Source organism: Alteromonas sp. MTD1 (assembly GCF_042848195.1).
GTDB lineage: Bacteria > Pseudomonadota > Gammaproteobacteria > Enterobacterales > Alteromonadaceae > Alteromonas.
On record NZ_BTGG01000005.1, the window covers coordinates 229,214 to 254,841 of the forward strand.

Consider the following 25,628-nt stretch of genomic DNA (forward strand, 5'->3'; position numbering starts at 1 on the left):
TTTATCGCTATTAATATCGACTTAAAATGAAAATACTTAAGCGTAATGCAGAGCTGTAGTAACGAGCTAACGGGCAAGTGATGTGCAGTTTCTGCTATAAGCGAGCAGCTGCCTTCACTGAATTCACAACAAACTCAGCTTCTTCAAATTTAAGCTCGGGAAACAGCGGCAACGTAATTGCCTGCTGGTAGTATTTCTCAGCATTTGGGAAGTCGCCTACCTTAAAGCCCAAGTTTTTGTAATAGGGCTGCATATGGATAGGAATGTAATGCACATGCGCAAAAATGCCTTGTTCACGTAAATTCGTGACTAGGTCGGCGTGCTGTTTACGGTTAAGTGAATCTATGCGCACCACATAAAGGTGATAGCTGGAATAGCTATCAGCACTTTGCTTCAAAGGCGTTATGCCTTCACATTTGCTAAATAATTCATCGTAGTGCGCTGCCAGCGTATTTCTTTTTTCCAAAAACGTTTCTAGTTTTTCTAGCTGGCTTAGCCCCAATGCAGCTTCTACATCTGTCATACGGTAGTTAAAGCCTAACGAGGTTTGTTGGTAGTACCAAGGCCCATGACTCTCCTCGGTCATCATTGTTGGGTCACTGGTAATGCCATGGCTGCGCAGCATGCGCATTTTATCGGCCCACTCTTTGTTGTTGGTAAGTGCCATTCCACCTTCCATCGTGGTAATTATCTTCACTGGATGGAAACTAAAAACACAAATGTCAGCGTACTTTCCGCAACCTACAAACACATCGTTATATTTTGCGCCAACGGCGTGCGATGCATCTTCGATCACATAAAAGCCATACTGTTTAGCTAATGCATTAAGGCTTTCCATATCGCAAGGTTGACCAGCAAAGTGAACGGGAATAACCACCTTGGGAAGTTTGTTAATGCTTTGTGCATATTCTAGCTTCTGCTTTAGCGCTTTTACGCACATATTGCCTGTTTGAAGGTCTATATCTACAAAGTCTACTGAAGCACCGCAATACAGTGCACAATTAGACGAGGCTACAAATGAATTAGGTGACGTCCAAACAATATCTTCTTTACCGACGCCTAACGCTAAACAGGCAATATGCAGTGCTGAAGTTGCGCTGTTTACCGCCACGCCAAACTCGGCATTACAATAAGAGGCAAGTGCATCTTCGAATTTGGGTACGGCAGGCCCTTGGGTGAGCCAATTCGATGTTAACGTTTCGACGACAGCTTTAACGTCGTTTTCATCAAGGTGCTGGCGCCCGTAGGGGATCACTTCTGGGCTTCCTCGTTAAACTGCTGTATTTCTTCGATGCTAAGAAAGTGCTCGTTAGTGTCTGATACATACTCGAAACCAGACTCAACGGGCTTACCCTGTTCATTTAGCGCGTTCGAGGTAAAGTTGTTACTTCTGTGGAAAAACTTAATGGCCGGGGCAATAACAAAGTGGTCGTCAAACTCGAAAGTATGAAGCGACATATCACCAGGACACATCATCTCGTGAAGCTTTTCGCCTGGACGAATACCAACGTACTTAATGGGGGTGTCTGGTGCCATTGCTTTGGCTAAATCTACAATGCGAAGCGATGGAATTTTAGGAACAAAAATTTCGCCACCAAGCATGCGCTCGAAGTTTTTGAGTACAAAGTCGACACCCTGCTGGAGTGTTATCCAAAAGCGCGTCATGTCTTTGTGCGTAACGGGCATATGGTCGCTGCCTTCTGCAATAAGCTTGTTGAAGTAAGGAACAACTGATCCTCTTGAGCCTACTACATTACCATAGCGAACAACGGAAAAGCGTGAAGCACCGGCACCAACGATATTATTAGCGGCAACGAATAACTTATCAGACGCTAACTTTGTGGCCCCGTACAAATTAACAGGGTTAGCGGCTTTATCTGTAGAAAGCGCAATGACTTTCTCTACATTGTTATCAATGGCAGCATTAATGACGTTCTCAGCACCATCTATATTGGTTCTAATACATTCAGTGGGGTTGTATTCAGCGGCTGGAACCTGTTTCATAGCGGCGGCATGAATAACGAAATCTACTCCTTGCATAGCGCGGTTCATACGCTCTTTGTCGCGTACATCGCCGATAAAATAGCGCATGCATGGTGCGTTAAATTTTTGCTGCATTTCGAACTGCTTAAGTTCGTCACGCGAGTATATGATTAAGCGCTTTGGTTTGTGTCTCGCCAGCAGGGTTTCGACATATTTGTGACCAAATGAACCGGTGCCGCCTGTGATGAGAATAGATTTTCCGTCGAACATGGTTTGCTCGCTGTTTTTATGGTTATAAACACAATATATCATGTGTCGGCATTTTTGCCATAAAGCATTAGATTCTATGCGCTTAGGTGTATGTTTAAGGCGCACTTGAACAAAAATACTCTACTCACATGCGTAATCGTTGAGGTCTTAATGTTAAAGATTAAGCGAGTGTAATTCTGTTAGTTTCGAAATGGTGTATTTGGCATCAAAGCCCGGTTGAGCTTCTACGTTAGCATGCACGCCTGTTCGCACTCGCACGGTGGGCATACCCACTTTGTTCAAATTTACAAAATCTTTGGCTGGGTTATCACCTATGTAAACCATATCTTGCCAGTTGGCGCTCTCGGCTTGTTTTATTTTTTCAAAACAATAAGTAGATGGTTTTGCGTGCTTCACGCCAAATCTATGAGTAACAAACACGCGTTTGAAGTAATGAGCAATATTTAGGGCATCAACTTTATTGCCTTGTACTACTTTGTTCCCGTCAGTAACCAAATATAGCGGTGCCGGTAATGACTCAAGCAAATCTAGGTGGGAAAATGGCATATTAATAGATGGTGAGTGAAGACGATACGTTGTCACGCAAGCTTTTACGTTTTGTTTGGTGACCGCAACGTTATGCATGGCAAGGTAATCGTTGAAAACTTGGCCTCTACCATGTTGATCCAACAGCGATACTAACTGGCCGAATCCTATTTCTCTGTCTATGCCCCAACGAGACTCAACAAAAGTAGCGACGGCTTTCAGTCCCGATTCAACGTATTGACGCTCATCGTATAAGGTGTCATCTAGGTCAAAAATATAAATCATAAATAGTAGTCTGTTGCTGCACGCATTTGAGTGATTTTCTCATGTGAAAGGTTAACCGGAAGTGCTGCTACGTTTTCCCCAGATGATTCAAGAAGGCTCCAGTAAAGGCTATCTACACCCGCTTTTATGCCAAGCGTAGAGGCGCCGCCAAAGCGGGTGTTGCATTCAATAATGTGAAGCTTGTTATTACTTACTATTGCTTGAAGTACTACTGGACCTGAGAGCTTTAATGATGTCAGCGCTTTTCCAATTTCAGATAGAAATACAGATTGTGGCTGCGTATAAGTAATTTGTGATTCACCATTAATGACGAGTGCGCGCACACGGCACATGGCTGCTTTTACTTCATGTTTTTCTGATAACCACGCATCTACACTAATCTCTTGTCCATCTATAAAGGGCTGATAAATTGGTGTTGAGAGTTTTTTGGCGTGCTCAGCTGCCTCGCTTGAATTCAGATTTACACCTATCGACTTGCTACCTGCACCAAACCTTTCCTTCACCACGTAGCGCTCAGAGTCTGTATTCTCTTTAAGTGCTTCAAGCGCGCTAGAAGTAGGGATAATGCAATTTGATTCAGCACCAGGTATAGAGTGATTTCCAAAGCGTAATTTGTCTAAGCACTGTTCAACTGCCTCTGGCGAAGAAACGATAACGTGAATATTGTGGGCTTTAAGTGAGCTTTTTAGCTGTGCCCAAAACAGAAGTTCACCATCACGACTGGGAAGTACATGGGTAATACCACGTTGTTTCAAAGCACTAACGATTTCATCTTTATGTTGCTCTATGGTGGCTGGCATCTGCCAAAACTCATCACAAAAATGCCGACTAAGTACATTCGAATTCAAATCGCCAGCCGTTACAATTCCATTTGAGGTAACCCTTTTAACGGCATGTTGTAATGCGCGAAGAAGCGGTATTTTGTTGCTAGCACTTGAGAGAAGAACGTTCATATTAATAAGACCGCATTAGACTTCAATAGTGCGTTTTCGCACGTTTATACCACCTTCGGGCGTTTTAAGCGTTGCACGACGGTTTTCATACTCTGTAATTTGGGTGGTTTTTCTGGGGGTTTCCCAATGGCCATACATAAAGGTTAAAAATGCATGTGCATTATGGGGTGCGAAAAAGGTATCACCGAGAAATTGTATAGGCTCGTAACTATCGAAGTGTTCGGCAGGAGCGAAGAAAAGACCTCCCGATGACAATAGTTCAGAATACCCGTTGATAGATTCTCGACGTTGAATACTGACATCGAAAAGCACAAATTCACTCAATTCCGAGTTGCTAAATTCAATATTGATACAAGCGTCTATGCCGTTGACGGTGATCACTACAATATGCCAGTCAACGTTGAATTGTTGCTGCAACTGAGTCTTCAGTTCTGGTAAAGCCGAATTTAACCTAGCAAAGTCTTCGGCATTAATCGCTAGGTCAATATCATCGTCCCAAGGAATTAAGCCTTTGTTCCTTATTGCTCCTAACAACGTGCCAGAATCTAAGCAAACTGAGATATCGCGCGACTGGCAAAATCTATTTATGCAACGAAGTAATTCCTGAGCAAAGGTGAGAGTGGCTGCATCCTCGAAAGGAAGGGCTGCTTTCACTGCCTGTTTGTTTGGTATAACAATTTTTGATTCAGGCACATGCAGTTGCTTGGTGAGCTGATGAAAAATTTGGTCAACCCACTGACTAGTAATAATAATGCTGTCGAAAGAATATGTCGTTATATCTGAAGGCGCAATAACAGGGCGGTCTAGAAATGTAGTGCCATGTTTTGACTCGTCGTTATCAATAAAAGCGACTACGGCAATATTAGGGTGATTGGCGATGTAGTTTTCGCCACCTTTGCTTGCACCAAACAGAATAACTTTCATCTTATAAAAGTTCCCAGCTCATTGGCGTGCCTTTCGGCGCATCTTGACGTAATTTTTTACCCAATAATAGGGGTAAGTATTTTGGTGCCAGTCCAAGTCCGGGTCGTACCGAGCGCAAGTTTGTCTCGTTTAATGTATCGCCCGCTTTTAAATCTTCTGCAATGTACAGCGAGCGTCTATGTACCAAAGACGCTTTTTCTCTTTCAGTTGCGCCATAGCTCACCTTGCCTATAGCCACTGCTGCACGTGCCGTTTCTTCAACAAGCAGTTTTAACTCAGCAGGCTCTAATGAAAACTCTGCATCTACCTCACCTCCGCTGCGATCTAAGACAAAGTGTTTTTCCACCACAGTTGCACCTAACGCAACCGCTGCAACGGCAACCCCTACACCTGGAGTATGGTCAGACAGTCCAACATGGCAATCGAACAACTCGCTTAAATGAGGAATGGTTTTTAAATTTGCGTCAACTGGGTTGGCGGGGTAGTTACTGGTACACTTGAGCAAAATAATGTCGCTGCACCCGTTGTCTCGAAGCACTTCCACCGACTCTGCAATTTCGGCCTGACTTGCCATACCGGTTGATACAATCACCGGCTTACCCGTTTTTGCGACTGCCGCTAAAATGGCATGGTCAGTGTTTTCGAACGACGCTACTTTATAGCAAGGCGGGTTTAGCGTTTCCAGAAAATCTACGGCAGTTAAATCGAAAGGTGTGCTAAACGCCATCAACCCTTTTTCTTTGGCGTAATTAAATAGCTCTTCGTGCCATTCCCATGGTGTCATGGCCTCTTTATAAAGATTGTATAGAGAGTTGCCTTTCCACAAACTGTTCGGATCTTCTATAAAGAATTCGTTTTCGTGGCAATCAAGGGTAATAGTATCAGGCGTGTAAGTTTGCAGTTTAATGGCGTGCGCGCCCGCGTCGGCGGCTGCATCGATTAAACGATATGCCTTTTCGAGTGATTGGCCGTGATTTCCAGACATCTCTGCAATGATAAAGGGTGCCAAACCTGGCCCAATTTGCATATCACCAATTGTTATTGGCTTCATGGCTACCTCGTAATAGCGTTAATTATAGTGTCCATCACATAGGAAGAACATTGTTCATGGTTTAATAAACTGCGTGCGTTATTCGCAATATCGCTTATTTTTTCTGGCGAATTTAACGCAAATTCAATGGCTTTGCGAATTTCGTCACTCGTTACCTTTTCACTTTCCCCTAGCCACATACAGCAGTTTCTTTGGTGCAGATAACGCGTTGTTTCAATCTGATTATCAGCAATAGTTATAATCAGACCCGCCAAATTCATTTGGGCACGTTCCCAATGCATAGAACCGCCAGCACCAATCATAAAGCTCGCTTTTTGCATCAACTGTGGCATCGAAGGCGTATTGTGATGAAGCGTCATGTGGTTATGTTTAGCAACTAACGTTGTTAATGCATCAACGTGAGCATAAGCTCCGCCAACTACAATATCGGCCGTGAAGCTGTATGACTTTAAATTACTTAACTCAGCCACTACCTTGCGAGTAATGTCGCTTGGATCGCTTCCTCCAAAACAAACCAGTATATGATTTGACTTTTGAAGCGGTATGTCCTGCTCAGACTGCAAAGTTGGTTTCACTGTTATTTCAGTTGAAGCTTGATAAAACGCTTCTTTCAAAACAGCAAACTCAGGCCCTAACAAAAGAACGGCACTACTGGGAACCAGCCCTTTGTACCGGGTATTGGTATTTTCAAACAGGTTTTGATCAAGCAATACATCGCAATCATGAGAACGGTTTGCAAGGTCGTCGATAACTACAATATGTTTGCAGTAATCTCGCATTGCCGTGCAAAACGGTGACGATAATTGGTAGTGGTCAACGATAAGGATGTCGGGTGGTATGTTTGATTGTATCTGAAGCTTTGCAATACAGTATCGAGCTTGCTTGTGCTGCGCCTGTTTAGATAACACCATGCTTGAATGTACAGTCGCTTCATTAACACTTTCAGCATTTTCAATATCTGACAGTTTGTCATTGCCCAGTAGCCACTGAGACTCATCAAGTAATATCAATGCATTCACAGAACCCTTTAAAAGCGATTCAACATGGGCGGGTAATTCATTGCAGATAAACGTAACATGGTGCTCATCCATGCACTGCTTCGCCAAGGTTAAGCAACGCATAATATGGCCTAAGCCAATATGAGAAGAGCCGTCCACTCTAAAGGCAATATGCACTAACGTTGCTCTTTGTGAATTAGTTGATAAAGCAATTCGGCGCGTTCCCAATCATCAAGCGTATCTATGTCTTGCACTAAGTGATCGGGCATTACCACCATTTGAGAGTCAGCCCCAAAGATTTTTTTTGTAGTATCTAGCCATGTTTTATGATGCCCCCAATACAGTTGCCCTGCGTCGTGATAAGCAGGCTCTAAGTCTTGTGAACGCTGGGTAATTCCAAATGAGTCAAATGGCTTAACACCGCCCGATTCGGTTTGTAATATTGCCCGTTGAATAGGAAAAGAAAAGCGCGCAGCGGTGAATACGTAATCTGTATTCTCACTGGCTACGAGCTTTTCATAGCAGCTGTTAATAAGTGCGGTGGATAATAGCGGTGAAGTAGCATATACACAGGCGCAGTATGCGATATCCCAACCACTTTCTAGTAAGGTAGTTAATGCGTGGCGAACAACTGGGCTAGTTCCGGTATAGTCGTCTGCAAGCTCAGGTGGCCTAAGAAAAGGCACATCGGCCCCATATTGTTGAGCAACTTCCGCTATCTCTTGGTCGTCGGTCGACACAACCACATTATCGATAAACTCACTCGCCAGCGCAGTTTCGATGGCGTGCGCTACCATTGGTTTACCACAAAACGGCTTTATATTTTTACGTGGAATGCGTTTACTTCCGCCTCTGGCAGGGATGATTGCTACGTTCATTGATGCCCTTCGCTACACTTTACATTTACACTTTCAACGGTAATCGGCCGTTATGTTGTTAACTTTACTGCAAAAAGTGAAACAGCACTAACAGGCTTTTATAAACGTATACATAAAGCGTATGCAGTATAGCGTTTCATACATAAGGTTGGTTATAACTTGACCAGTGGTGTGCTATACTTCACAGGAGTGAGAGTTAAGGGTTTTTTTATGCAAATTAATAACGACGGTGTTTCGTCACTTTTAGGCCAAGTCCAAGAAAAGCAAAATAGCCTTTTCGAAAAATTGGCGTCAGGGAAAAGAGTGAACAATGCGCTTGATGATGCATCTGCGCAGCAAATTATCGATCGTTTAACCTCTGAGGTTGAGGGAAATCGCCAAGCTATCAATAATGTGTATGACGGCATTTCTGTTGCTCAAGTTGCAGAGGGCGGCCTTGGTAGCATCAACGACGACGTTAATAGAATTCGTGAGCTAACGCTACAATCCGGCAATGGCGTGCTAAGTGCAGGCGACCGCCGAGCGATTCAATCTGAAATCACCCAGCTGCAAGAGAACATTACGCAAACAATCGAGCAAACGAACTTTGCTGGTACGCCTTTGTTATCAGAAAACGGTACGTTAGACTTTCAGTCTGGCTCGAGTGCAGGGCAGTCTATTAGCATTAACACCCAAGACATTGCATCTCAGTTAGGTGACGTTTTGGCTATTGATATTACGTCAGGTACCAGCGTAAATGACGCGCTAGAAGCAGCCGATGCTGCAATTGAGACCGTGGGTGGTGCGCGAGGCGACCTTGGCGCTACACAAAACAGATTTGAAAGCGCTGCGCGTACGCTTACTCAAGCAAACGTTAATACGGCTGAAGCACGAAGCCGCATTCAAGACCTCGACTTTGCGCAGGCCGCGTCGGAGCGAGCGTCAAACGATGTATTAAGCCAAGCTTCAATTAGTGTGCAAGCGCAGGCTAATCAGCGTGAAGGACAAGTACTCTCATTGCTAAGTTAATGCTAAACAAGCAAAATTATCCAAAAGAAGCAGGGCAACCTGCTTTTTTTATTGATAAATTTCCTAAAACAGCAGTTGCGCAACTCTCTTTTGCCGTTACAATTTAGAAATACGCTAAACTGTAAATAATAACAAAGCGTTTTCGGGGAATTAATGAAGAACATTTTGCTGGTTAGTGACAACCAGGAACTTATTCAAAGCTTAGAAACTATTGTTGTTTTCATGGGCGAGTCTTGTCAGGCACGCGGTTTTGATGAAGCACAGCAGTATCTTAAAGAAAGCGGTGCAGATGCCGTGCTAATCGAACATGTATCTGCGCAAGCTGTGAAAGGGTTCGTTGAACAGTTTCCTCATGTTCCTTTTGTTGCGCTTGTTGAAAACAACGGCGAAGCATCAGCCCACCGAAATCTTGTTAGCGTCATCGCAACACCACTCACTTATCCTGTGCTTACTCAGGCTATTCATCGCTGCCAAGAATATACCAAGCGCAAGCCCGGGTTATCACGTGCTGGTGGCAACAAAATGCGTTTGTTCAGAAGTCTCGTTGGAAAAAGCGACCAAATTCAAATTGTTCGTCGCTTAGTTGAGCAAGTAGCCCCAACCGATGCCACTGTGCTTATTTTAGGTGAATCTGGCACGGGTAAAGAAGTAGTTGCGCGCAACGTACACTTTTTGTCTGAACGCAAAGAAGGCCCATTTATTCCGGTTAACTGTGGCGCTATTCCCGGCGAATTACTAGAAAGTGAATTGTTTGGCCATGAAAAAGGGGCGTTTACCGGCGCAATAAGCTCGCGCAAAGGGCGTTTCGAACTGGCCGAAGGCGGTACGCTGTTTCTAGATGAAATTGGTGATATGCCACTTCAAATGCAGGTAAAACTGCTGCGTGTTCTTCAAGAGAGAACCTATGAACGGGTTGGTGGGAACAAACCTCTGCAGTGTAATGTACGTATCATTGCTGCTACTCACCGTAATTTGGAAACCATGATAAACGAAGATAAGTTTCGAGAAGACTTATATTATCGCTTAAACGTTTTTCCAATTGATAGTCCGGCGCTACGTCAGCGCAAAGACGATATTCCACTATTGCTGCAAGAGCTAAATAGCAGGATTCAAGGCGACGGCGTAGAGGGCGTTAGGTTTACAGAACGTGCCATTGCGTCACTGATGGAACACGAGTGGGCAGGTAACGTACGTGAGCTTTCTAACCTCGTTGAGCGGCTTACTATTTTGTATCCTGGGCAAATTGTCGATATAGCAGACCTCCCCGAGAAATATCAGTATGGCGAAGTACATGCCTACGAGCCCGACTATCCTGAAGAAATCCTAGAACGCGACGCTTTCAATGAGCTATTTGCACAAGCGGCGGCCGACGAAATCGACGACGACCTAGATGTGGGCGAGCAAGACACTATAACTACAATGGTATCTTCATCGCTTCCAGAAGAGGGCGTTAACTTAAAAGAGTATTTATCTGAGCTTGAAGTTAACCTAATCAAGCAAGCGCTCGATAACCAAGATTGGGTAGTTGCACGTGCAGCTGACAAGCTTGGTATGCGAAGAACAACCCTTGTCGAGAAAATGCGTAAGTACGATATCCAGCGTACGGAAGATGTGTAACGTCAGGTAATTGACGTTACATTTAAGCCTTTTTACTCCTCTATATTGCTGATATATAAAGTATATTAATATTGGCACACCTTCTGCTTTAACTAGTCATAATTAAACAGCGTCTGCAATTTGACGAGGGTATTATGGCTTTTGACAGCACTTACAGTTCATCTGACAACACAGCGTCGCGTTACGTATTAAGTGACATCGACAATGCAATAGCGGGCAATGGCTATTCTGAAGCTGCAAGCGATGATATTGACTCGCTTCGTCTTCAGGCAAGTCGGCTAGAACATTTGTTGCAAGTTATGCCCGCTGGCGTGATTGTGATTGATGGCAAAGGTGTGGTGCGTCAAGCCAACGAACAAGCCAAAGCGCTTCTTGGCGAGCCGTTAGAAGAAGAAGTATGGCGCAGTATTATTACGCGTTCGTTTAAGCCTCGTGCTGATGATGGACACGAAGTATCACTTGTTGACGGTCGTCGAGTAAAGCTCTCTATTACGCCTTTGGAAAAAGAGCCAGGGCAACTCATTGTTATTACCGACCTGACTGAAACCCGAAGATTACAAGCGCGAGTTAGTCATATGCAGCGTTTATCGTCGTTGGGAAAAATGGTGGCATCGCTTGCTCATCAGATACGCACGCCGTTGTCGGCAGCTATGTTATATGCTGCAAATTTAAAACGTAAGGGGCTAGGGCAAGACTCGCAAACGCAGTTCGCTTATAAGCTTTCTGACCGATTAAAAGAGCTTGAGAGCCAGGTCAACGATATGTTGCTGTTCGCCAAGTCTGGTGAAGAGCAAGTCGTAAGTGAATTAAGTCTCAACGACATTTTCGCTGCCATCGAAGGTAATGCCAACGCCATGGCATCGCAGCAAAACCAGCACGTTTCATTCAAAGGTTTTAACAGTAATGTGTGTATTACGGGTAACCTAACTGCACTGCAGGGGGGCCTGTTAAATCTTATACACAATGCCATTCAGGTATCACCCAAAGACAGTAATATTTGTGTAGAAGCAAAGCATCACAACGAAAAGCTTGTCATCTCAGTTATCGATAATGGCACAGGTGTTCCAGACGCTTTGAAGGCCAAAATATTCGAACCTTTTTTCACTACTAAAACCCACGGTACAGGTTTGGGGCTAGCAGTAGTGAAGTCGGTTGTAGGTGCACACAATGGCAATTTGAGTGTAACAGACGCCGCTAATGGTGGTGCATGTTTTAGCGTAGCGTTACCGTGTAAGCCACAATCAAGTTCATTCACGCAAGTGGCATAATTAGGAGTTCAAAATGGCAAAGACAACAATCTTGATAGTTGAAGATGATGCAGGTCTTCGTGAAGCGCTTTTTGATACTTTATTATTAGGCGACTACAACGTTATTGAAGCTGATTGCGCAGAGACTGCACTAATGAAGCTTGGCGCACAAAAGGTTGACCTTGTAGTAAGCGACATCCAAATGGGCGAAATGAATGGGTTAACATTGCTTAAAAATATTAAAGCAAAATACCCAAACATGCCTGTCTTGTTAATGACAGCGTACGCCACCATCGACGATGCCGTGCAGGCAATGCGAGATGGTGCTACCGACTATTTGTCTAAGCCATTTGCACCAGAAGTGTTGTTGAATTTAGTAGGCCGCTATGCACCGGCTCAGAAGATAGAGTCACGCACGCCAATTGTTGCCGACCCCTCTAGTATTAAGCTTCTTGAGCTTTCTAGAAAAGTGGCGAAATCAGAAGCCACCGTAATGGTATTAGGTCCGAGTGGCTCGGGTAAAGAAGTGTTGTCGCGTTACATTCACGATCAGTCTCAGCGAAGTGATGCGCCATTTGTTGCCATCAACTGTGCGGCTATTCCGGAGAATATGCTGGAAGCCACATTGTTTGGTTACGAGAAAGGTGCATTTACCGGCGCTATTCAAGCATGCCCTGGGAAATTTGAACAAGCGCAAGACGGTACGTTACTGCTTGATGAAATAACGGAAATGGATTTAGCGCTTCAGGCCAAGTTGCTGCGTGTTCTTCAAGAACGCGAGGTTGAAAGGCTAGGTGGAAGAAAAACCGTGAAACTGAATGTTCGCGTTATAGCAACAAGTAACCGCGACCTCAAAAAAGCCGTTGAAGCCGGTGATTTCAGAGAAGATTTATACTATCGCTTAAATGTATTTCCAATTGAGTGGAAGCCTTTAGGTCAAAGACCTGGTGATATCGTTCCCCTTGCTGAGCATTTGATAGAGCGTCATGCCTCTACGCAAGGTCTGGGAGCCATTCGATTAAGTGCAGCCGCTCGAAATAAGCTTAGTCAGTATAGTTGGCCTGGTAACGTGCGAGAGCTAGAAAATGTCGTTCAACGCGCTCTTATTCTTTGTGAAAACGGCGAAATTGGCGCTGGCGATCTAATGATTGATGAAGGCATTACCTCACAAGTCGAGGTAATGTCAGAGCCTGTTGACGACAACAAGCTCGGCTCAGAGCTTAGATACCAAGAACACCAAATCATTCTTGATACCTTAGCGTCGTGTAAAGGTAAGCGTAAAGATGTAGCTGAGAAGTTGGGCATAAGCCCACGAACCCTTCGCTACAAACTAGCGAGAATGCGAGAAGATGGCATAGAAGTTCCCGCATAATCGATTTCATAGCCGACCGTCGCCCTTGCTGTATTCAGGGTGGCGGTTTTTTGGTGTCTCGCGTTTAACCCCTGTCATAATTTTGGCTTTGCTTACTTTTCCCTTCTTAAGTTGCTGAAATTATTGATTAATTAAAGTTGGCAAGCCCCTTGCTAATCTATATCCATTACTAAGATTCTTGCCCTGAATTCGGGCGCACGCAAAGTACTTTATACTAGTACGCTAGGAGTGGTTATGGACGTTAAAGCCAGCAGTTTGTACCAAGAAATGCAAAACATGATTGGACAAACTCGTCTTCAAGTTAACGAGCCTCAGCAGGTCGCAGAGATTAATTCGTCTGCAGACGACTTTGCATCCATGCTTAAAAATGCAGTAGACGGTGTGAACGGACTTCAACTTGAATCAAGAGATATGCAAAAACGTTTTGAAATGGGCGACCCAAATCTAAGTCTGGCTGAAGTGATGCTAGCGAAAGAAAAGTCGGGAATAGCTTTTGAAGCGACAGTTCAAGTGCGTAATAAAGTGCTTGAAGCATACAAAACAATTATGAATATGCCGGTGTAGGTGGAATAGGTTATGGCTGAAGCAACTGGTACAAATCTTACCGTCCCTGATCAGAATACGGCGACAGATAACGAAGCCGAAAACAAATCAGGCTTTATGGATGCACTGGGCAGTGCAGATATGATGCGCCAGATGGCACTGGTTGTGGTGCTGGTTATTTGTGTGGCTATCGCCATTTTTATACTTATTTGGTCGCAAGAGCCAGATTATCGTCCGCTGGCGAAAATGGAAACGCAAGAGCTTATCGAAACGTTGGACTACATGGATGCCAACCAGATTGAATATAAGCTTGAAGGCAACACGGTTTATGTAAGAAGCGACGAATTTCAAAAAATTCGTTTAGGTATGACGCGCCAAGGTCTCACTCAAACTACAAGCGCGGGTACCGACATTATCATGCAAGATATGGGTTTCGGCGTAAGTCAGCGCGTTGAAATGGAACGCCTTAAGCACGCTCGCGAACAACAGATTGCCGCAACAATAGAAGATATTGCGAGTATTCAAAAAGCGCGCGTGCTATTGGCAATGCCAAAAGAGAACGTGTTTGCAAGAAGAGAAAAGAAAGCGTCAGCCACTGTTGTACTTACTGCGAAACGCGGCGCCGTTATTGCGGGTGAAGAAGTTGACGCAGTGGTTGATATCGTGGCTTCAGCGGTGCAAAACATGGAGCCTTCAAAGGTAACCGTCACCGACAGTAACGGCCGTTTACTTAACTCTGGCTCGCAAGATTCTATGAGCGCACGCGCTAGAAAAGAATACGAAATTGAGCGCCAGCGCGAACAAGAGTACCTAGAAAAAATTGATGCCATTCTTATTCCTGTATTGGGTATTGGCAACTATACCGCACAAGCCGATGTTTCTATGGATTTTACTGCCATGGAACAAACACAGCGCAGCTATAACCCAGACCTTCCAGCAGTGCGTAGCGAAATGATAATGGAAGAAAATAGCGTTGGTGGCGGTGTAGGCGGTATTCCTGGTGCACTTTCAAATCAACCACCGCTAGATTCCAACATTCCCGAAGAAGCTGGTGCAGCTAACCAACAAACGCTGCCGGGTAGAACGGCGAAAGAGTCGACGCGTAACTATGAACTAGACACCACAATAAGCCACACTAAAAAGCAAACTGGCACTATCCGTAGACTAAGCGTTTCGGTAGCCGTTGATTACGCGCAAGTGGCGGGTGAAGACGGCGCCATGACGCCTACGCCTCGTAAGCAGGAAGAACTTCTGAACATCCGTAGACTACTTCAAGGCGGTATAGGCTTCGACGTAACACGTGGCGACTCGCTAGAAGTAGTAAGTGTGCCATTTACACGCATGGATGCGGGCGAAATTGAAGACGTACCACTTTGGGAACAGCCAGGTTTTCTACCAATTCTTAAGCTAGTTATTGGTGGATTGGTTATAATCGTACTTATTATCTTTGTTATACGTCCAATGCTTCGTCGTCTTATCAATCCTGACGAGTCAAACGACGCCGAAGACTTTGATGCTGATGAAGGCCTAGACTTAGGTGACGACACCATAAGCATGCTGACATCAGACTTTGATGAAGGGCAGGTGGGCTTCGCGCCAGATGGGTCGCTCATGCTTCCAGATCTGCACAAAGATGAAGATGTATTAAAAGCAGTGCGCGCACTAGTTGCAAATGAGCCAGAACTATCAGCCCAAGTAGTGAAGGGCTGGTTGATGCAAGACGAGTAGTGAGAGGAAATCATGGCTGAAGAATTAGCAAATGTTGAAGAGCCGTCATACGACGTCAGTAAATTAGAAGGCGTTGAAAAGGCAGCTATTCTTCTGTTGAGTTTATCTGAAGAAGATGCGGCGCAAATTTTAAAACACTTAGAGCCAAAACAAGTACAGAAGCTGGGTACTGAAATGGCGAAAGTGGATGATATGACGCAGACTAAAATTACTGCGGTGCACAAGCATTTTATCGAAGAAATACAAAACTACAGCACCATTGGTTTCCAAAGCCAGGACTTCGTCAAACGTGCATTAACAGCAGCGCTGGGTGAAGATAAAGCGGCAAACCTCATTGATCAAATTCTAATGGGCAGCGGAGCAAAAGGTCTCGATTCACTGAAGTGGATGGACTCGAAGCAAGTCGCAAGCATTATTCGAAACGAGCACCCGCAGATACAAACCATTGTATTGTCGTATCTTGAGCCAGAACAAAGCGCCGAAATCTTGGCACAGTTCCCTGAGAAAGTGCGTTTAGACTTGTTAATGCGTATTGCTAACCTTGAAGAAGTTCAGCCAGCAGCACTACAAGAACTTAACGAAATTATGGAGAAACAGTTTGCGGGACAAGCCGGTACGCAGGCTGCGAAGATGGGCGGCTTGAAGTCAGCTGCGAATATCATGAATTACTTAGATACTGCCATTGAAGGTCAGCTAATGGATGCAATCCGTGAGCAAGACGAAGAAATGAGTCAGCAAATTCAAGACCTTATGTTTGTATTCGACAACCTTGTGGATGTTGATGACAAAGGTATTCAAGCCATACTTCGTGAAGTTCAACAAGATGCCTTGCTTAAAGCCATTAAAGGTGCTGACGAAGAGCTTAAAGACAAAATTATGCGCAATATGTCGAAGCGTGCAGCAGAAATGCTTAACGACGACCTTGAAGCACTTGGGCCTGTGCGTATTAGTGAAGTGGAAACAGCGCAGAAAGAGATCCTGTCTGTTGCCCGTCGTCTATCTGACTCAGGTGAAATTATGCTTGGCGGTGGTGGCGGTGAAGAGTTCTTATAAGAGCCTTTACGCGGTAAATAACACCAATATTATTTTTGATTAGCACAGACGGTAGCAGCATGACGGCAAAAAAGAGTTTCAGTGATAGCGAAGCAAATGAAGCTAAAAAGTGGGACCTACCGTTTGTAGATGACCCTTCTGCAGTCAAAGAAGATGAACCCACCAATGCGCTAAACCGTCGCTCAGACTGGAAATATGAGCCTCCTGAAGAGGAAGAGGAAATTCTTCCTCCTACGGCTGAAGAAATTGAGGCGATACGGCAAGCGGCTTACGATGAAGGTTATCAAGAAGGTAAAACTACCGGTTTTGAAGAAGGCAAAGCTGAAGGTCTTGAAACAGGCCATGCGGAAGGTAAAGAAAAAGGCTATAAAGAAGGCGTTGAGCAAGGCCTAGAAGAGGGACGACAGCAAGTTCAAACGCAGGCCGAAGTGTGGCAAATATTAGCAGATAAACTTCACGACCCACTCTCTCAAGCAAACGATGAAACCCGTGACCAACTGGTTAAGCTAGCGGTAACACTTGCCAAAGCGGTTATCAAAACTGAAGTAACCACCAACTCACAAGTGGTTCTGCAAGCATTAAGTGAAGGTCTGAAGGCGCTTCCAATAAATCAGGTAGAATTTCAAATCCATATGCACCCAGAAGATATCGACATCATTAAGTCGCATTTCGGTGAAGAAGAGGTTGCTAAAAAAGGGTGGAACCTGATTGAAGCTCCCGCTATGGAACGTGGCGGATGTGACATTACTACTGCGCAGAACGCCGTGGATGTGTCTGTTGAACGTCGTTGTCGCGATGTCATTGAAAAATTCTTACTAAACCAAGGGCTAAGCGATGAGTAGTCCCTGGCACAATCACTTCGAAACTATTACGAAGCAGGTTATGTCTCCGCCTGTTGTCGCGGCAGGCAAGCTAGTTCGTGGTATTGGATTAACACTTGAAGCAGTGGGTTGTCAGCTTCCCGTTGGCAGCCAATGCTTAGTGCAAACTATCGAAGGTGAAATTGAAGCTGAAGTGGTTGGCTTTGGTGATGATATTACTTATCTCATGCCTACAGAAGCGGTGCGCGGTATTGTACCTGGCAGTCGCGTAATGCCATTAAATCGACAAAGTGGTTTGCCTGTAGGAATGGGGTTGTTAGGTCGTGTTGTTGACGGCAACGGTCAACCTCTTGATGGGTTGGGTGAAATAGACGCCGAAGCACGCGCACCAACCACGCGCCCTCCTATGAATCCACTCATTAGAAAACCCATCAACGCGCCTATGGATGTGGGTGTAAGAGCTATTAACGCGCTAAATACCGTGGGCATTGGACAACGTATGGGGCTATTTGCCGGAAGTGGCGTGGGTAAAAGTGTATTACTGGGCATGATGACCCGCGGCTGTGAAGCTGATGTTGTTGTAGTTGGCCTTGTTGGAGAGCGTGGTCGAGAAGTAAAAGAATTTATTCATGAGATACTTACCGAAGAAGAGCGTAAGCGCGCTGTGGTAGTGGCAGCACCTGCAGATACGTCGCCATTGATGCGTCTAAAGGGGTGTGAAACAGCCGTTACCATAGCCGAGTATTTTCGCGACAAAGGCATGAAGGTACTGCTGCTTATCGACTCGCTAACACGCTATGCGATGGCACAGCGTGAAATTGCTCTAGCCGTTGGCGAGCCGCCAGCAACAAAAGGATATCCGCCATCTGTGTTTGCGCGTTTACCTGCGTTAGTAGAACGGGCTGGAAATGGCAGTGAAAGGCAAGGCTCTATTACTGCTTTTTATACAGTGCTCACCGAGGGCGATGACTTACAAGACCCTATAGCCGATGCGGCAAGAGCCATTCTAGATGGCCACGTAGTACTTTCTAGAACACTTGCAGACAGCGGGCATTACCCTGCAATAGACATCGAAGCCTCAATTAGCCGCGTTATGCCAATGGTGGTAAGTGAGGAGCACCAGCTCATGGCGCGCCGAATTCGCCAGGTATATTCAAATTACAAGCAAAACCAAGATCTCATTTCTATTGGTGCCTATGCCAAAGGCTCAGACCCTAGAATCGATCTTGCTATACGCGCCGAGCCAGCAATTAATGCATTCCTTCAGCAGGGCATGAAGCAGGTATTGCCATACAGCGAGAGCTTAGAGGGAATGGCGGCGTTGGCGAAAGGTTTGGGGCAGGGCTAATGTTTACGGCTGAGCTGATAAACGTCGGGCTAATAAACAACAAATGAGTAGCGGTTGATGTCTAAACAATTGCAAAGACTTGCTGAGTTTGAAAAGGAAAAAGAGCAGCGAGAGGCGCGTAGCTATAAAGTTGCACAGCAGAACGTTGAGCAGCAAAAACAAAAACTCTCCAGTCTAGAGCAATATCGCATTGATTACATCAAAGGCATTCAGCAAACCGGGCAGGATGGTGTCACGGCAACCTACTATCAACAACACCTTTCGTTTGTGGGCAAACTAGATAAAGCCTGCGAGCAACAGATGCAGGTGATTGCGCGGGCAAAGATGGCTGCCGACCAGCGTAAACAGCTTTGGCTAAAGCAACAGCAAAAAGTTAAGGCTGTAACGTTATTGCTTGATAAAAAGCAACAGGCTGCTGAGAAAAAAGCAGCCAAAGCAGAGCAAGCCATGATGGATGAGTTTGCGACGCAACGCTTTTTGCGCGCCGCGCGTTCACCATTCAATTAGCAATGAGTTAACACTTCCAGACCAATTCATGCCGTGCGCGATATTTGCTTGTGTATTTCTAATGGCCTTTATTTTGCTGAGCTTTTGCTGACTTTATTGGAAACGCCCCGTTTTTAGAAAAACTCCTTAAATAACAGTGAGTAGTGCCTTTTTAGTATTTATGTAGCATCAATGTAGAGCCAACGTAGCGTCAATCTTGCCCCATTATTAATAACCATAAAAACTTGGCGCAACCCTTGCATTCAACAATTATTGGCTGTGACACAATATTAAAACCAAAAGGGCGATATACGGTACTTAATTTTGTTTTTCACACAGATTAAAACGTACCAAGCAACACTTTGTAGTAGTCGAAAATAGAGAATTTTCATGCATAAAAGTGTTGTTAATCAATAAGCTGTATTTGCTTTGACTAAAAAAGTTTTACGCTGCAAGCGCAAACTTCAAGTCAATTTTGCTGAAAGTGTATAAAGAGTAGGACGGTAAAAAATTATGCAACAAGTTGCCGCACAAAAAACAGACCTTGCCGCTTTGCCGTTTGCGGCTTCATCAACAGCCAAAGCGGTAAGCGATGGCGTGGGGGCCGGTCAAGGTACAGACGGTGGTCGTTCGTTCGAACGGTTCTACGAAGAAGCAAAAGCACCAAACCCTGACTTTATTCCCAAACAGGCAACTGCAGCGAAAAGTGAAGGTTCACATAAAAACCAAGCAAGCGACAAACTGCTGAATGAAAACCAAGCTTCTCATCGCGATGTTCCGGTGAAGAAGGGCGAAAGCATTGAATTACCGGCAGATGAAAAGTCATACGACCAAGAACTTCCTGAAGAAGCTCGTATGCAAGAAGAAGCCGAATATGCACTAAATGCAGATGAACAAAACGAAAGTGTTCAAAAGCCAACGCTTTCTGATAAAAACGGCCGCGCCGGTAACGACGTCATTTCGAATCCATTGAAAGGTGAGATTACGACGCCAGGCATACCAGACGATGAACTTCATGGCGGTAAAAAAAGTGATACTGATAATGACGGCAACGACTGGATTGCCTTCGTAGATAGCATTGTTAATAAAGCTATCAATAACGAAGCAGACCTTGCTAGCAATACTCGCGGGACTGAAATAACACAAAAAGAAACCGGCAAGTTGTGGAAACTCCCTGATAACGTAGACAGTAACTCCGCAGAGTCTGTACTCAACCACTTGTTTACGCAGCTAAAAGAAAACGAAGGCCTTGAAAACACAGATACAGCGTCAAATACCGATATCATTGTCGCCGTAAAATCGCTAAGTGCACTTTTAAAGAAGGGGGCATCTGATGGTATAGCGAGCGGCAAAGGGGATGACGAAATTGATGTGTACCGAGAGTTTCAAGGAATCACAGGTGAGGATGCACAGAGCGAACTAAGCTCGATGTTAAGTGGCTCTCAGTCTAGTCAATTTGGTGATGGCGATTTTAGGAACAATAATTCAGACAGCACTGATTCGCTTCAACAGCTCATCGCCAAGCTTGTTAATAATAGTGATGAAGACGAAATAAACAGTGCACAGTCTGAAAGTGCGTTAGCTGACAACCACATCACAGACGTTATTGATGAATTTAACGCAGAAGAAACTCTGGTATTGAGTATCGTGCAAGACCAAGTGAGTAAAGCGGTAAACGCAGAGCGTGAACTACAGCAAAACGACAATACGTTGGCTGCGCTTCAGACTTTGCTAGAAGGTGAACTCAGTGAACAGGAATTAGCACAAACCGCAACTGAAAATTCAACTGTTACTACTGGGATTAGTGCGAACAACGCTGAACAAACAACAGGCAATCAAGGCGAAAATGCAGGTGCGCAATTAGCACAAGCGAATGCGCAAGCGGTTGAAAATGATGCCGCAAGCCTTTTAAACAAAATAGCTGAAATGCCGTTACAAACCGGGCAGAAGGCAGCCGAGGCGTTTGCAGAGCAAATAGCTGGCGCTGTACCTAACGCTCAACAGCAGCAGGCAGTTAAAGCCAATATTATTGCAGGTATTAATGAGTTCCAGCAGCAGGTGCAGCAGGGTAGAGAGCCTGGTATCGACTTGTCTGCCATAGTGGCTGATGCGGCAAAAGAAGCGCAGTTGAGCAGTGATGTTGCTGCCAGTCTTACCGCCAAAGTAGACACGCAAGCCAGCCAGTTCCTGCAGTTGGTGAATAATGCACAGTCTACTGCAGCACAAGTTTTACAAGCGCAATTCACTCAAACTGATACGGTAATGAACGAAAATAATCAGCTTCGTTCGGAAGCGTCAAAAACACAGCAGCAGTTTGAAGGCTTCGATAAGGCGGTCAATATTCATAAGCCTGAAGGCCAGCAACAGTTAAATGAAAAAATTCGCTGGATGGTTAACGCGCGAAATACCATGGCCGAAATTCGCTTAGATCCGCCTGAGTTAGGCAGCATGCAGGTACGCGTTAATGTGTCGGGAGATGCCGCCAGCGTGAGCTTTGTTGTGCAGTCGCAACAAGCTAAAGATGCACTGGCTGAAGCCATGCCTAGACTAAGAGACATGTTATCAGAGCAAGGTATAGAGCTTGGTGACGCGCAGGTGCGAAAAGATAATTCATCGGGTAACGAAAGTGGCCAGCAATTTGCAAACAACTCTAGTACGAGCACAGGAGCTCAAAATAGCGCAAATTCTGACGGTATGGATGAAAGTGCCGCAATAGAACAATTAATTACTCGTGAAATGAAAGGTGGTATCGATTATTACGCCTAGAAGCAAAGGTGCTCAAACCCTATTGTGCCTAATTAATGACCAAGCGTTCAATGCGAAGCGTTTTAGCATGGTGAGAAAGGGATTCACCTGCTAAATTTTACGGTACATTTGTTTGTTGAGCCATTGCCATTTTAAGTGGAAGGCCGATAATACCTTTTTTAAAATTTTGAGTGCGAGTGACACATGGCTGAAGAAGAATTACAAGTAGAAGACGGTGGCAAAGGCAAAAGTAAAATGATGCTTATCATCATTATTGCCGTGGTATTGATTGGTGGTGGCGCCGCAGCTTATTTCTTACTTTTTGCTGGTGGCGATGAACCGACTGAAGAGCAACTTGCACAAACCGATGCCGCTGCAGCCGAGCAAGCCGCCCCCGCACCTACGGGAAATGCGGAAATTGGTACTGCATTATATGTGGCCATGCCTAGACCGTTTGTGTTTAACGTGCCGGGCACAGGGCGTGATCGTTTAGTACAAATCAAAGTGCAGCTTCTAGTAAGAGGCTCTGAAAATGAAGAAATTGCGAAAACGCATATTCCGCTAATTGAAGGTACATTGTTACAAGCATTTAGTGCATCTAACGCTGACGACCTTATCACTGAAGCGGGTAAAATTGAACTACGTGAGCAAGCGGTGGTTCAGGTGCAAAAAGCACTGAAAGAAATTGAAGGTAAAGACGTAGTTGAGCGTGTGTTGTTTACTGGTTTTGTAATGCAATAAGGCAAACAAAGCCTCTACACGCAAACGTTAGTTCCATTTACATAGGTAAATATTGTGAGTGATTTATTATCTCAAGACGAAATCGATGCGCTACTACACGGCGTAGACGACGTAGACGAAGACGAGCCAGGTGGTGGTGGCGAGTCTGATGCCTCTACGCTTGAATATGACTTCTCCTCACAAGATAGGATTGTTCGTGGGCGAATGCCTACGCTTGAAATTGTAAATGAGCGTTTTGCACGTCATATGCGTGTTAGCTTGTTTAACATGATGCGTAGGTCAGCCGAAGTGTCGATAAACGGCATTCAAATGATCAAGTTCGGCGAATACATTCACACCTTGTTTGTACCTACCAGCCTAAATATGGTTCGCTTCCGTCCTTTAAAAGGTACGGGGCTAATTACCATGGAAGCCCGACTGGTATTTATTCTGGTTGATAACTTCTTTGGTGGTGACGGTCGCTATCACGCCAAAATTGAAGGCCGTGAGTTTACGCCTACGGAACGTCGTATTATCCAAATGCTGCTTAAGATCATATTTGAAGATTATAAAGAAGCATGGGCGCCCGTTATGGATGTGTCTTTTGAGTACCTTGATTCAGAAGTAAACCCAGCCATGGCAAACATTGTGAGCCCTACGGAAGTAGTCGTAATAAGCTCGTTTCACATTGAGTTAGACGGCGGTGGCGGTGATTTCCACGTATCATTGCCTTACTCCATGCTTGAACCAATTCGTGAACTGCTTGATGCCGGTGTACAAAGCGACAAGGAAGACACCGACCTGCGTTGGAGCAAGGCGCTTCGCGACGAAATTATGGATGTTAAAGTAGCACTCACCACGCATATGCTTGATGTTGATGTGCCGCTTAGAGAAGTAATGGAATTCCAGCCTGGCGACATTATTCCGGTGGAAATGCCAGAAACCATTACGGTACTTATTGAAGATTTACCCACCTTCAGAGCTAAATTAGGTCGTTCAAGAGACAATTTAGCACTGAAAATTGTAGAGAAGATTGCAAGACCGACTTCTGTGAAGTCTGAGTTACAGTTATTAACCCGCGGCGGGCGCATTATTGATAATGATGCAGAGCTGCAAGTACTCGAAGAAGACCTGTAAGGTATAGGGGAGTTCCCATGAGTGAAGACGGTATGGACGATTGGGCTGCGGCGATGGCCGAGCAAGCAGAGTCTGAAGGCGAACAAGAGGGCGGCGAGAACGAAGATGTTCAAGTTGCTGAGTTAGATGAACTTCAAGACGATGCACCTATTACGCAAGAAGAAAAGAAAAAGCTAGATACTATTCTTGATATTCCGGTTACCATTTCAATGGAAGTAGGCCGTAGTCAAATAAGTATTCGAAATCTGCTACAGTTGAACCAGGGTTCTGTGGTGGAGCTGGATCGTGTTGCCGGTGAGCCATTAGATGTATTAGTAAATGGCACGTTGATTGCTCATGGTGAAGTAGTAGTGGTCAACGATAAATTTGGTATTCGATTAACGGATGTTATTAGTCAAATTGAGAGAATCAAGAAGCTCAGATAAAACTTCTTATTTACTAAGGGGTTGCGCAACGCTGCCCCTTTTATTCAGCCAGTTCGTTGGCGCACAGTCTACCCAGTCAATTACCAATCCCACATCGGTACTGTCAATTTTTCTATCGCTTCTGCTTGTGGTAGGCATTATTTTTGCGCTTGCATACGTTATGCGTCGATTTAATGTCACTACGATGGGCGGCAACCAAATGAAGGTTGTTGCAAGTATGGTGGCAGGCGCGAAAGAAAAAATTATGGTCATTCAGGTAGGCGATGAACAACATCTCATTGGCGTGACCAGCCATAATATTTCCCACTTAAGCAAGCTGGAAACACCATTAGACGTGCCATCAAAGGGAAATGCTGTAGGCGCTACTCAAAATGGTGTCGACTTTAAGCAAAAGCTAGTCGCGGCGATGGCGGAAAAAATGAACCCTGAATTAAAAAAGAAAAACGAAAAGGGAGCATCGAGTGATGCGTAAGCTACTTGCTGTCTTAACACTTACACTAGTTGCATTTGGCGTTACCATGCCGGCGTATGCCCAGCAGGGCATTTCTGCAGTAACTGTGGTAACTAATAGCGACGGAACCCAAGACTATTCAATGACGTTGCAGGCGCTGTTTATCATGACAGCGCTAAGCTTAATTCCTGCGTTCATTATGATGATGACTTCGTTTACGCGAATTATTGTCGTGCTATCAATTCTACGCCAGGCTATTGGTCTTCAGCAGTCACCGTCTAACCAAATACTCATTGGTGTAAGCCTGTTTTTGTCTATGTTTATCATGGCGCCCGTATTTGAAGAAGTAAACGAGCGAGCTCTACAACCTTATTTGAATGAAGAGCTAACCAGCTTAGATGCGCTTGAACAAGCGAAAGGCCCTATGCGTGCCTTTATGCTGTCGCAAACTCGGGTGAAAGATTTAGAAACCTTTGTACGCATTGCGGGTGATGAAGGGAAATATGCCGATACCGAAGAGGTACCGCTCAATATTCTTATTCCTGCTTTTGTAACTAGCGAGCTTAAAACCGCGTTCCAAATTGGGTTTATGCTGTTTATTCCGTTTTTGATTATCGACCTGGTTGTTGCCTCAATCCTGATGGCAATGGGTATGATGATGCTCTCCCCAATGATTGTATCGCTGCCATTTAAGCTAATGTTATTTGTACTTGTAGATGGTTGGAACCTTATTTTTGGTACGCTAGCTACCAGCTTTGGTATGGGCGTCTAGGAGGGCTTATGTCACCAGAAGTCTTTGTAGAGATACTACGCGAAGCCATGTTTATGGTTATCGTGCTGGTGTCGGCCGTTATTGTTCCCAGCCTTGTTGTAGGTTTAGTGGTAGCGGTGTTCCAAGCGGCAACCAGTATCAATGAACAAACCATGAGCTTCCTGCCACGTTTGCTGGTTACCTTGTTGGCATTAAGTTGGGGCGGGAACTGGTTAGTACAACAGCTGATGGATTTTACGTTTCGCATGGTCGATTTAATCCCTCAGGTAGTAGGTTAAAAGGGCAACT

25 protein-coding genes are annotated in these 25,628 nt (G+C 44.9%); 17 read left to right on the forward strand and 8 right to left on the reverse strand.

Translation table 11 applies throughout. The features are described 5' to 3' along the window. Positions 1 to 94: 94 nt before the first annotated feature. The 8 genes from pseC to pseF form a co-directional block, all read right to left on the reverse strand. Positions 95 to 1,255, reverse strand: coding sequence for a UDP-4-amino-4,6-dideoxy-N-acetyl-beta-L-altrosamine transaminase (pseC, locus tag ACGHAV_RS08615; RefSeq protein ID WP_390379132.1), 1,161 nt, complete (start codon positions 1,253 to 1,255; stop codon positions 95 to 97). After that, the gene (gene pseB / locus ACGHAV_RS08620; protein WP_390379135.1) at positions 1,252 to 2,253 is read right to left on the reverse strand and encodes a UDP-N-acetylglucosamine 4,6-dehydratase (inverting); all 1,002 of its coding nucleotides are present in this window, start codon (positions 2,251 to 2,253) and stop codon (positions 1,252 to 1,254) included. Before pseB ends, pseC begins: the two co-directional genes overlap by 4 nt. Before the next feature lie 153 nt (positions 2,254 to 2,406). After that, complete coding sequence (locus ACGHAV_RS08625) at positions 2,407 to 3,063, reverse strand: HAD family hydrolase (protein WP_390379138.1); 657 nt, start codon at positions 3,061 to 3,063, stop codon at positions 2,407 to 2,409. After that, the gene (locus tag ACGHAV_RS08630) at positions 3,060 to 4,016 is read right to left on the reverse strand and encodes an ATP-grasp domain-containing protein (protein WP_390379141.1); all 957 of its coding nucleotides are present in this window, start codon (positions 4,014 to 4,016) and stop codon (positions 3,060 to 3,062) included. Before ACGHAV_RS08630 ends, ACGHAV_RS08625 begins: the two co-directional genes overlap by 4 nt. 15 nt (positions 4,017 to 4,031) lie before the next feature. Then, positions 4,032 to 4,940, reverse strand: a complete 909-nt coding sequence (locus tag ACGHAV_RS08635) for a LicD family protein (protein WP_390379144.1) — start codon at positions 4,938 to 4,940, stop codon at positions 4,032 to 4,034. Between the two features lies 1 nt (position 4,941). Then, on the reverse strand, positions 4,942 to 5,991 hold the full coding sequence (gene pseI, locus ACGHAV_RS08640) for a pseudaminic acid synthase (RefSeq protein WP_390379147.1): 1,050 nt from the start codon (positions 5,989 to 5,991) through the stop codon (positions 4,942 to 4,944). A gap of 2 nt (positions 5,992 to 5,993) precedes the next feature. Continuing rightward, positions 5,994 to 7,166, reverse strand: a complete 1,173-nt coding sequence (gene pseG, locus ACGHAV_RS08645) for a UDP-2,4-diacetamido-2,4,6-trideoxy-beta-L-altropyranose hydrolase (RefSeq protein ID WP_390379150.1) — start codon at positions 7,164 to 7,166, stop codon at positions 5,994 to 5,996. Continuing rightward, complete coding sequence (gene pseF, locus ACGHAV_RS08650; RefSeq protein ID WP_390379153.1) at positions 7,166 to 7,867, reverse strand: pseudaminic acid cytidylyltransferase; 702 nt, start codon at positions 7,865 to 7,867, stop codon at positions 7,166 to 7,168. The genes pseG and pseF overlap by 1 nt, the downstream gene beginning before the upstream one ends. A 210-nt stretch (positions 7,868 to 8,077) precedes the next feature. Here pseF and ACGHAV_RS08655 point away from each other — a divergent pair, with 210 nt between their 5' ends. The 17 genes from ACGHAV_RS08655 to fliQ all read left to right on the forward strand — a co-directional run bounded on the left by ACGHAV_RS08655 (position 8,078) and on the right by fliQ (position 25,618). Continuing rightward, entirely contained in the window at positions 8,078 to 8,875 is a 798-nt protein-coding gene (locus tag ACGHAV_RS08655; RefSeq protein WP_390379156.1) for a flagellin, read from the forward strand. Between the two features lie 153 nt (positions 8,876 to 9,028). Next, positions 9,029 to 10,492, forward strand: a complete 1,464-nt coding sequence (locus ACGHAV_RS08660) for a sigma-54 dependent transcriptional regulator (protein WP_390379159.1) — start codon at positions 9,029 to 9,031, stop codon at positions 10,490 to 10,492. Between the two features lie 134 nt (positions 10,493 to 10,626). Then, complete coding sequence (locus ACGHAV_RS08665; RefSeq protein ID WP_390379162.1) at positions 10,627 to 11,760, forward strand: sensor histidine kinase; 1,134 nt, start codon at positions 10,627 to 10,629, stop codon at positions 11,758 to 11,760. A 13-nt stretch (positions 11,761 to 11,773) separates the two neighbouring features. Beyond that, the gene (locus tag ACGHAV_RS08670; RefSeq protein ID WP_390379165.1) at positions 11,774 to 13,111 is read left to right on the forward strand and encodes a sigma-54-dependent transcriptional regulator; all 1,338 of its coding nucleotides are present in this window, start codon (positions 11,774 to 11,776) and stop codon (positions 13,109 to 13,111) included. A gap of 234 nt (positions 13,112 to 13,345) precedes the next feature. After that, positions 13,346 to 13,675 (forward strand): flagellar hook-basal body complex protein FliE, encoded by a 330-nt coding sequence (gene fliE / locus ACGHAV_RS08675; protein WP_334012790.1) that lies wholly within the window; start codon positions 13,346 to 13,348, stop codon positions 13,673 to 13,675. A 12-nt stretch (positions 13,676 to 13,687) separates the two neighbouring features. Further along, on the forward strand, positions 13,688 to 15,382 hold the full coding sequence (fliF, locus tag ACGHAV_RS08680; protein ID WP_390379169.1) for a flagellar basal-body MS-ring/collar protein FliF: 1,695 nt from the start codon (positions 13,688 to 13,690) through the stop codon (positions 15,380 to 15,382). Positions 15,383 to 15,394: 12 nt separating this feature from the next. Beyond that, a complete protein-coding gene (gene fliG / locus ACGHAV_RS08685; RefSeq protein ID WP_334012793.1) occupies positions 15,395 to 16,435 on the forward strand; it encodes a flagellar motor switch protein FliG in 1,041 nt (346 codons plus the stop codon). A gap of 59 nt (positions 16,436 to 16,494) precedes the next feature. Then, on the forward strand, positions 16,495 to 17,277 hold the full coding sequence (gene fliH / locus ACGHAV_RS08690; protein ID WP_390379174.1) for a flagellar assembly protein FliH: 783 nt from the start codon (positions 16,495 to 16,497) through the stop codon (positions 17,275 to 17,277). Then, positions 17,270 to 18,604 carry a flagellar protein export ATPase FliI gene (gene fliI, locus ACGHAV_RS08695; RefSeq protein WP_390379177.1) on the forward strand — a complete coding sequence of 445 codons (1,335 nt, stop codon included), beginning with the start codon at positions 17,270 to 17,272 and terminating at the stop codon, positions 18,602 to 18,604. The genes fliH and fliI overlap by 8 nt, the downstream gene beginning before the upstream one ends. 57 nt (positions 18,605 to 18,661) lie before the next feature. Then, on the forward strand, positions 18,662 to 19,111 hold the full coding sequence (gene fliJ / locus ACGHAV_RS08700; RefSeq protein WP_334012798.1) for a flagellar export protein FliJ: 450 nt from the start codon (positions 18,662 to 18,664) through the stop codon (positions 19,109 to 19,111). Positions 19,112 to 19,603: 492 nt separating this feature from the next. Then, entirely contained in the window at positions 19,604 to 21,856 is a 2,253-nt protein-coding gene (locus ACGHAV_RS08705; protein ID WP_390379180.1) for a flagellar hook-length control protein FliK, read from the forward strand. Between the two features lie 183 nt (positions 21,857 to 22,039). Continuing rightward, complete coding sequence (gene fliL / locus ACGHAV_RS08710; protein WP_390379183.1) at positions 22,040 to 22,576, forward strand: flagellar basal body-associated protein FliL; 537 nt, start codon at positions 22,040 to 22,042, stop codon at positions 22,574 to 22,576. A gap of 54 nt (positions 22,577 to 22,630) precedes the next feature. After that, on the forward strand, positions 22,631 to 23,692 hold the full coding sequence (gene fliM / locus ACGHAV_RS08715) for a flagellar motor switch protein FliM (protein ID WP_334012802.1): 1,062 nt from the start codon (positions 22,631 to 22,633) through the stop codon (positions 23,690 to 23,692). 17 nt (positions 23,693 to 23,709) lie between these two features. After that, positions 23,710 to 24,117, forward strand: coding sequence for a flagellar motor switch protein FliN (fliN, locus tag ACGHAV_RS08720; RefSeq protein WP_334012804.1), 408 nt, complete (start codon positions 23,710 to 23,712; stop codon positions 24,115 to 24,117). Then, entirely contained in the window at positions 24,092 to 24,589 is a 498-nt protein-coding gene (gene fliO, locus ACGHAV_RS08725) for a flagellar biosynthetic protein FliO (RefSeq protein WP_390379187.1), read from the forward strand. Before fliN ends, fliO begins: the two co-directional genes overlap by 26 nt. Then, entirely contained in the window at positions 24,582 to 25,340 is a 759-nt protein-coding gene (gene fliP, locus ACGHAV_RS08730) for a flagellar type III secretion system pore protein FliP (RefSeq protein ID WP_390379348.1), read from the forward strand. Before fliO ends, fliP begins: the two co-directional genes overlap by 8 nt. A gap of 8 nt (positions 25,341 to 25,348) precedes the next feature. Continuing rightward, on the forward strand, positions 25,349 to 25,618 hold the full coding sequence (gene fliQ / locus ACGHAV_RS08735; RefSeq protein ID WP_334012806.1) for a flagellar biosynthesis protein FliQ: 270 nt from the start codon (positions 25,349 to 25,351) through the stop codon (positions 25,616 to 25,618). The last annotated feature ends 10 nt before the right edge of the window (positions 25,619 to 25,628 follow it).

What these genes read in the sequence shown, in the direction of transcription:
- fliN (WP_334012804.1), top strand. Translation starts at nt 23,710, where the DNA reads ATGAGTGAAGACGGTATGGACGATTGGGCTGCGGCGATGGCCGAGCAA.
- ACGHAV_RS08655 (WP_390379156.1), top strand. Translation starts at nt 8,078, where the DNA reads ATGCAAATTAATAACGACGGTGTTTCGTCACTTTTAGGCCAAGTCCAA.
- ACGHAV_RS08670 (WP_390379165.1), top strand. Translation starts at nt 11,774, where the DNA reads ATGGCAAAGACAACAATCTTGATAGTTGAAGATGATGCAGGTCTTCGT.
- ACGHAV_RS08660 (WP_390379159.1), top strand. Translation starts at nt 9,029, where the DNA reads ATGAAGAACATTTTGCTGGTTAGTGACAACCAGGAACTTATTCAAAGC.
- fliF (WP_390379169.1), top strand. Translation starts at nt 13,688, where the DNA reads ATGGCTGAAGCAACTGGTACAAATCTTACCGTCCCTGATCAGAATACG.
- fliQ (WP_334012806.1), top strand. Translation starts at nt 25,349, where the DNA reads ATGTCACCAGAAGTCTTTGTAGAGATACTACGCGAAGCCATGTTTATG.
- fliE (WP_334012790.1), top strand. Translation starts at nt 13,346, where the DNA reads ATGGACGTTAAAGCCAGCAGTTTGTACCAAGAAATGCAAAACATGATT.
- ACGHAV_RS08630 (WP_390379141.1), bottom strand. Translation starts at nt 4,016, where the DNA reads ATGAACGTTCTTCTCTCAAGTGCTAGCAACAAAATACCGCTTCTTCGC.
- fliL (WP_390379183.1), top strand. Translation starts at nt 22,040, where the DNA reads ATGGCTGAAGAAGAATTACAAGTAGAAGACGGTGGCAAAGGCAAAAGT.
- ACGHAV_RS08625 (WP_390379138.1), bottom strand. Translation starts at nt 3,063, where the DNA reads ATGATTTATATTTTTGACCTAGATGACACCTTATACGATGAGCGTCAA.
- fliJ (WP_334012798.1), top strand. Translation starts at nt 18,662, where the DNA reads ATGTCTAAACAATTGCAAAGACTTGCTGAGTTTGAAAAGGAAAAAGAG.
- ACGHAV_RS08705 (WP_390379180.1), top strand. Translation starts at nt 19,604, where the DNA reads ATGCAACAAGTTGCCGCACAAAAAACAGACCTTGCCGCTTTGCCGTTT.
- ACGHAV_RS08635 (WP_390379144.1), bottom strand. Translation starts at nt 4,940, where the DNA reads ATGAAAGTTATTCTGTTTGGTGCAAGCAAAGGTGGCGAAAACTACATC.
- pseI (WP_390379147.1), bottom strand. Translation starts at nt 5,991, where the DNA reads ATGAAGCCAATAACAATTGGTGATATGCAAATTGGGCCAGGTTTGGCA.
- fliI (WP_390379177.1), top strand. Translation starts at nt 17,270, where the DNA reads ATGAGTAGTCCCTGGCACAATCACTTCGAAACTATTACGAAGCAGGTT.
- fliG (WP_334012793.1), top strand. Translation starts at nt 15,395, where the DNA reads ATGGCTGAAGAATTAGCAAATGTTGAAGAGCCGTCATACGACGTCAGT.
- ACGHAV_RS08665 (WP_390379162.1), top strand. Translation starts at nt 10,627, where the DNA reads ATGGCTTTTGACAGCACTTACAGTTCATCTGACAACACAGCGTCGCGT.
- fliH (WP_390379174.1), top strand. Translation starts at nt 16,495, where the DNA reads ATGACGGCAAAAAAGAGTTTCAGTGATAGCGAAGCAAATGAAGCTAAA.
- pseB (WP_390379135.1), bottom strand. Translation starts at nt 2,253, where the DNA reads ATGTTCGACGGAAAATCTATTCTCATCACAGGCGGCACCGGTTCATTT.
- pseF (WP_390379153.1), bottom strand. Translation starts at nt 7,867, where the DNA reads ATGAACGTAGCAATCATCCCTGCCAGAGGCGGAAGTAAACGCATTCCA.
- fliP (WP_390379348.1), top strand. Translation starts at nt 24,582, where the DNA reads ATGCGTAAGCTACTTGCTGTCTTAACACTTACACTAGTTGCATTTGGC.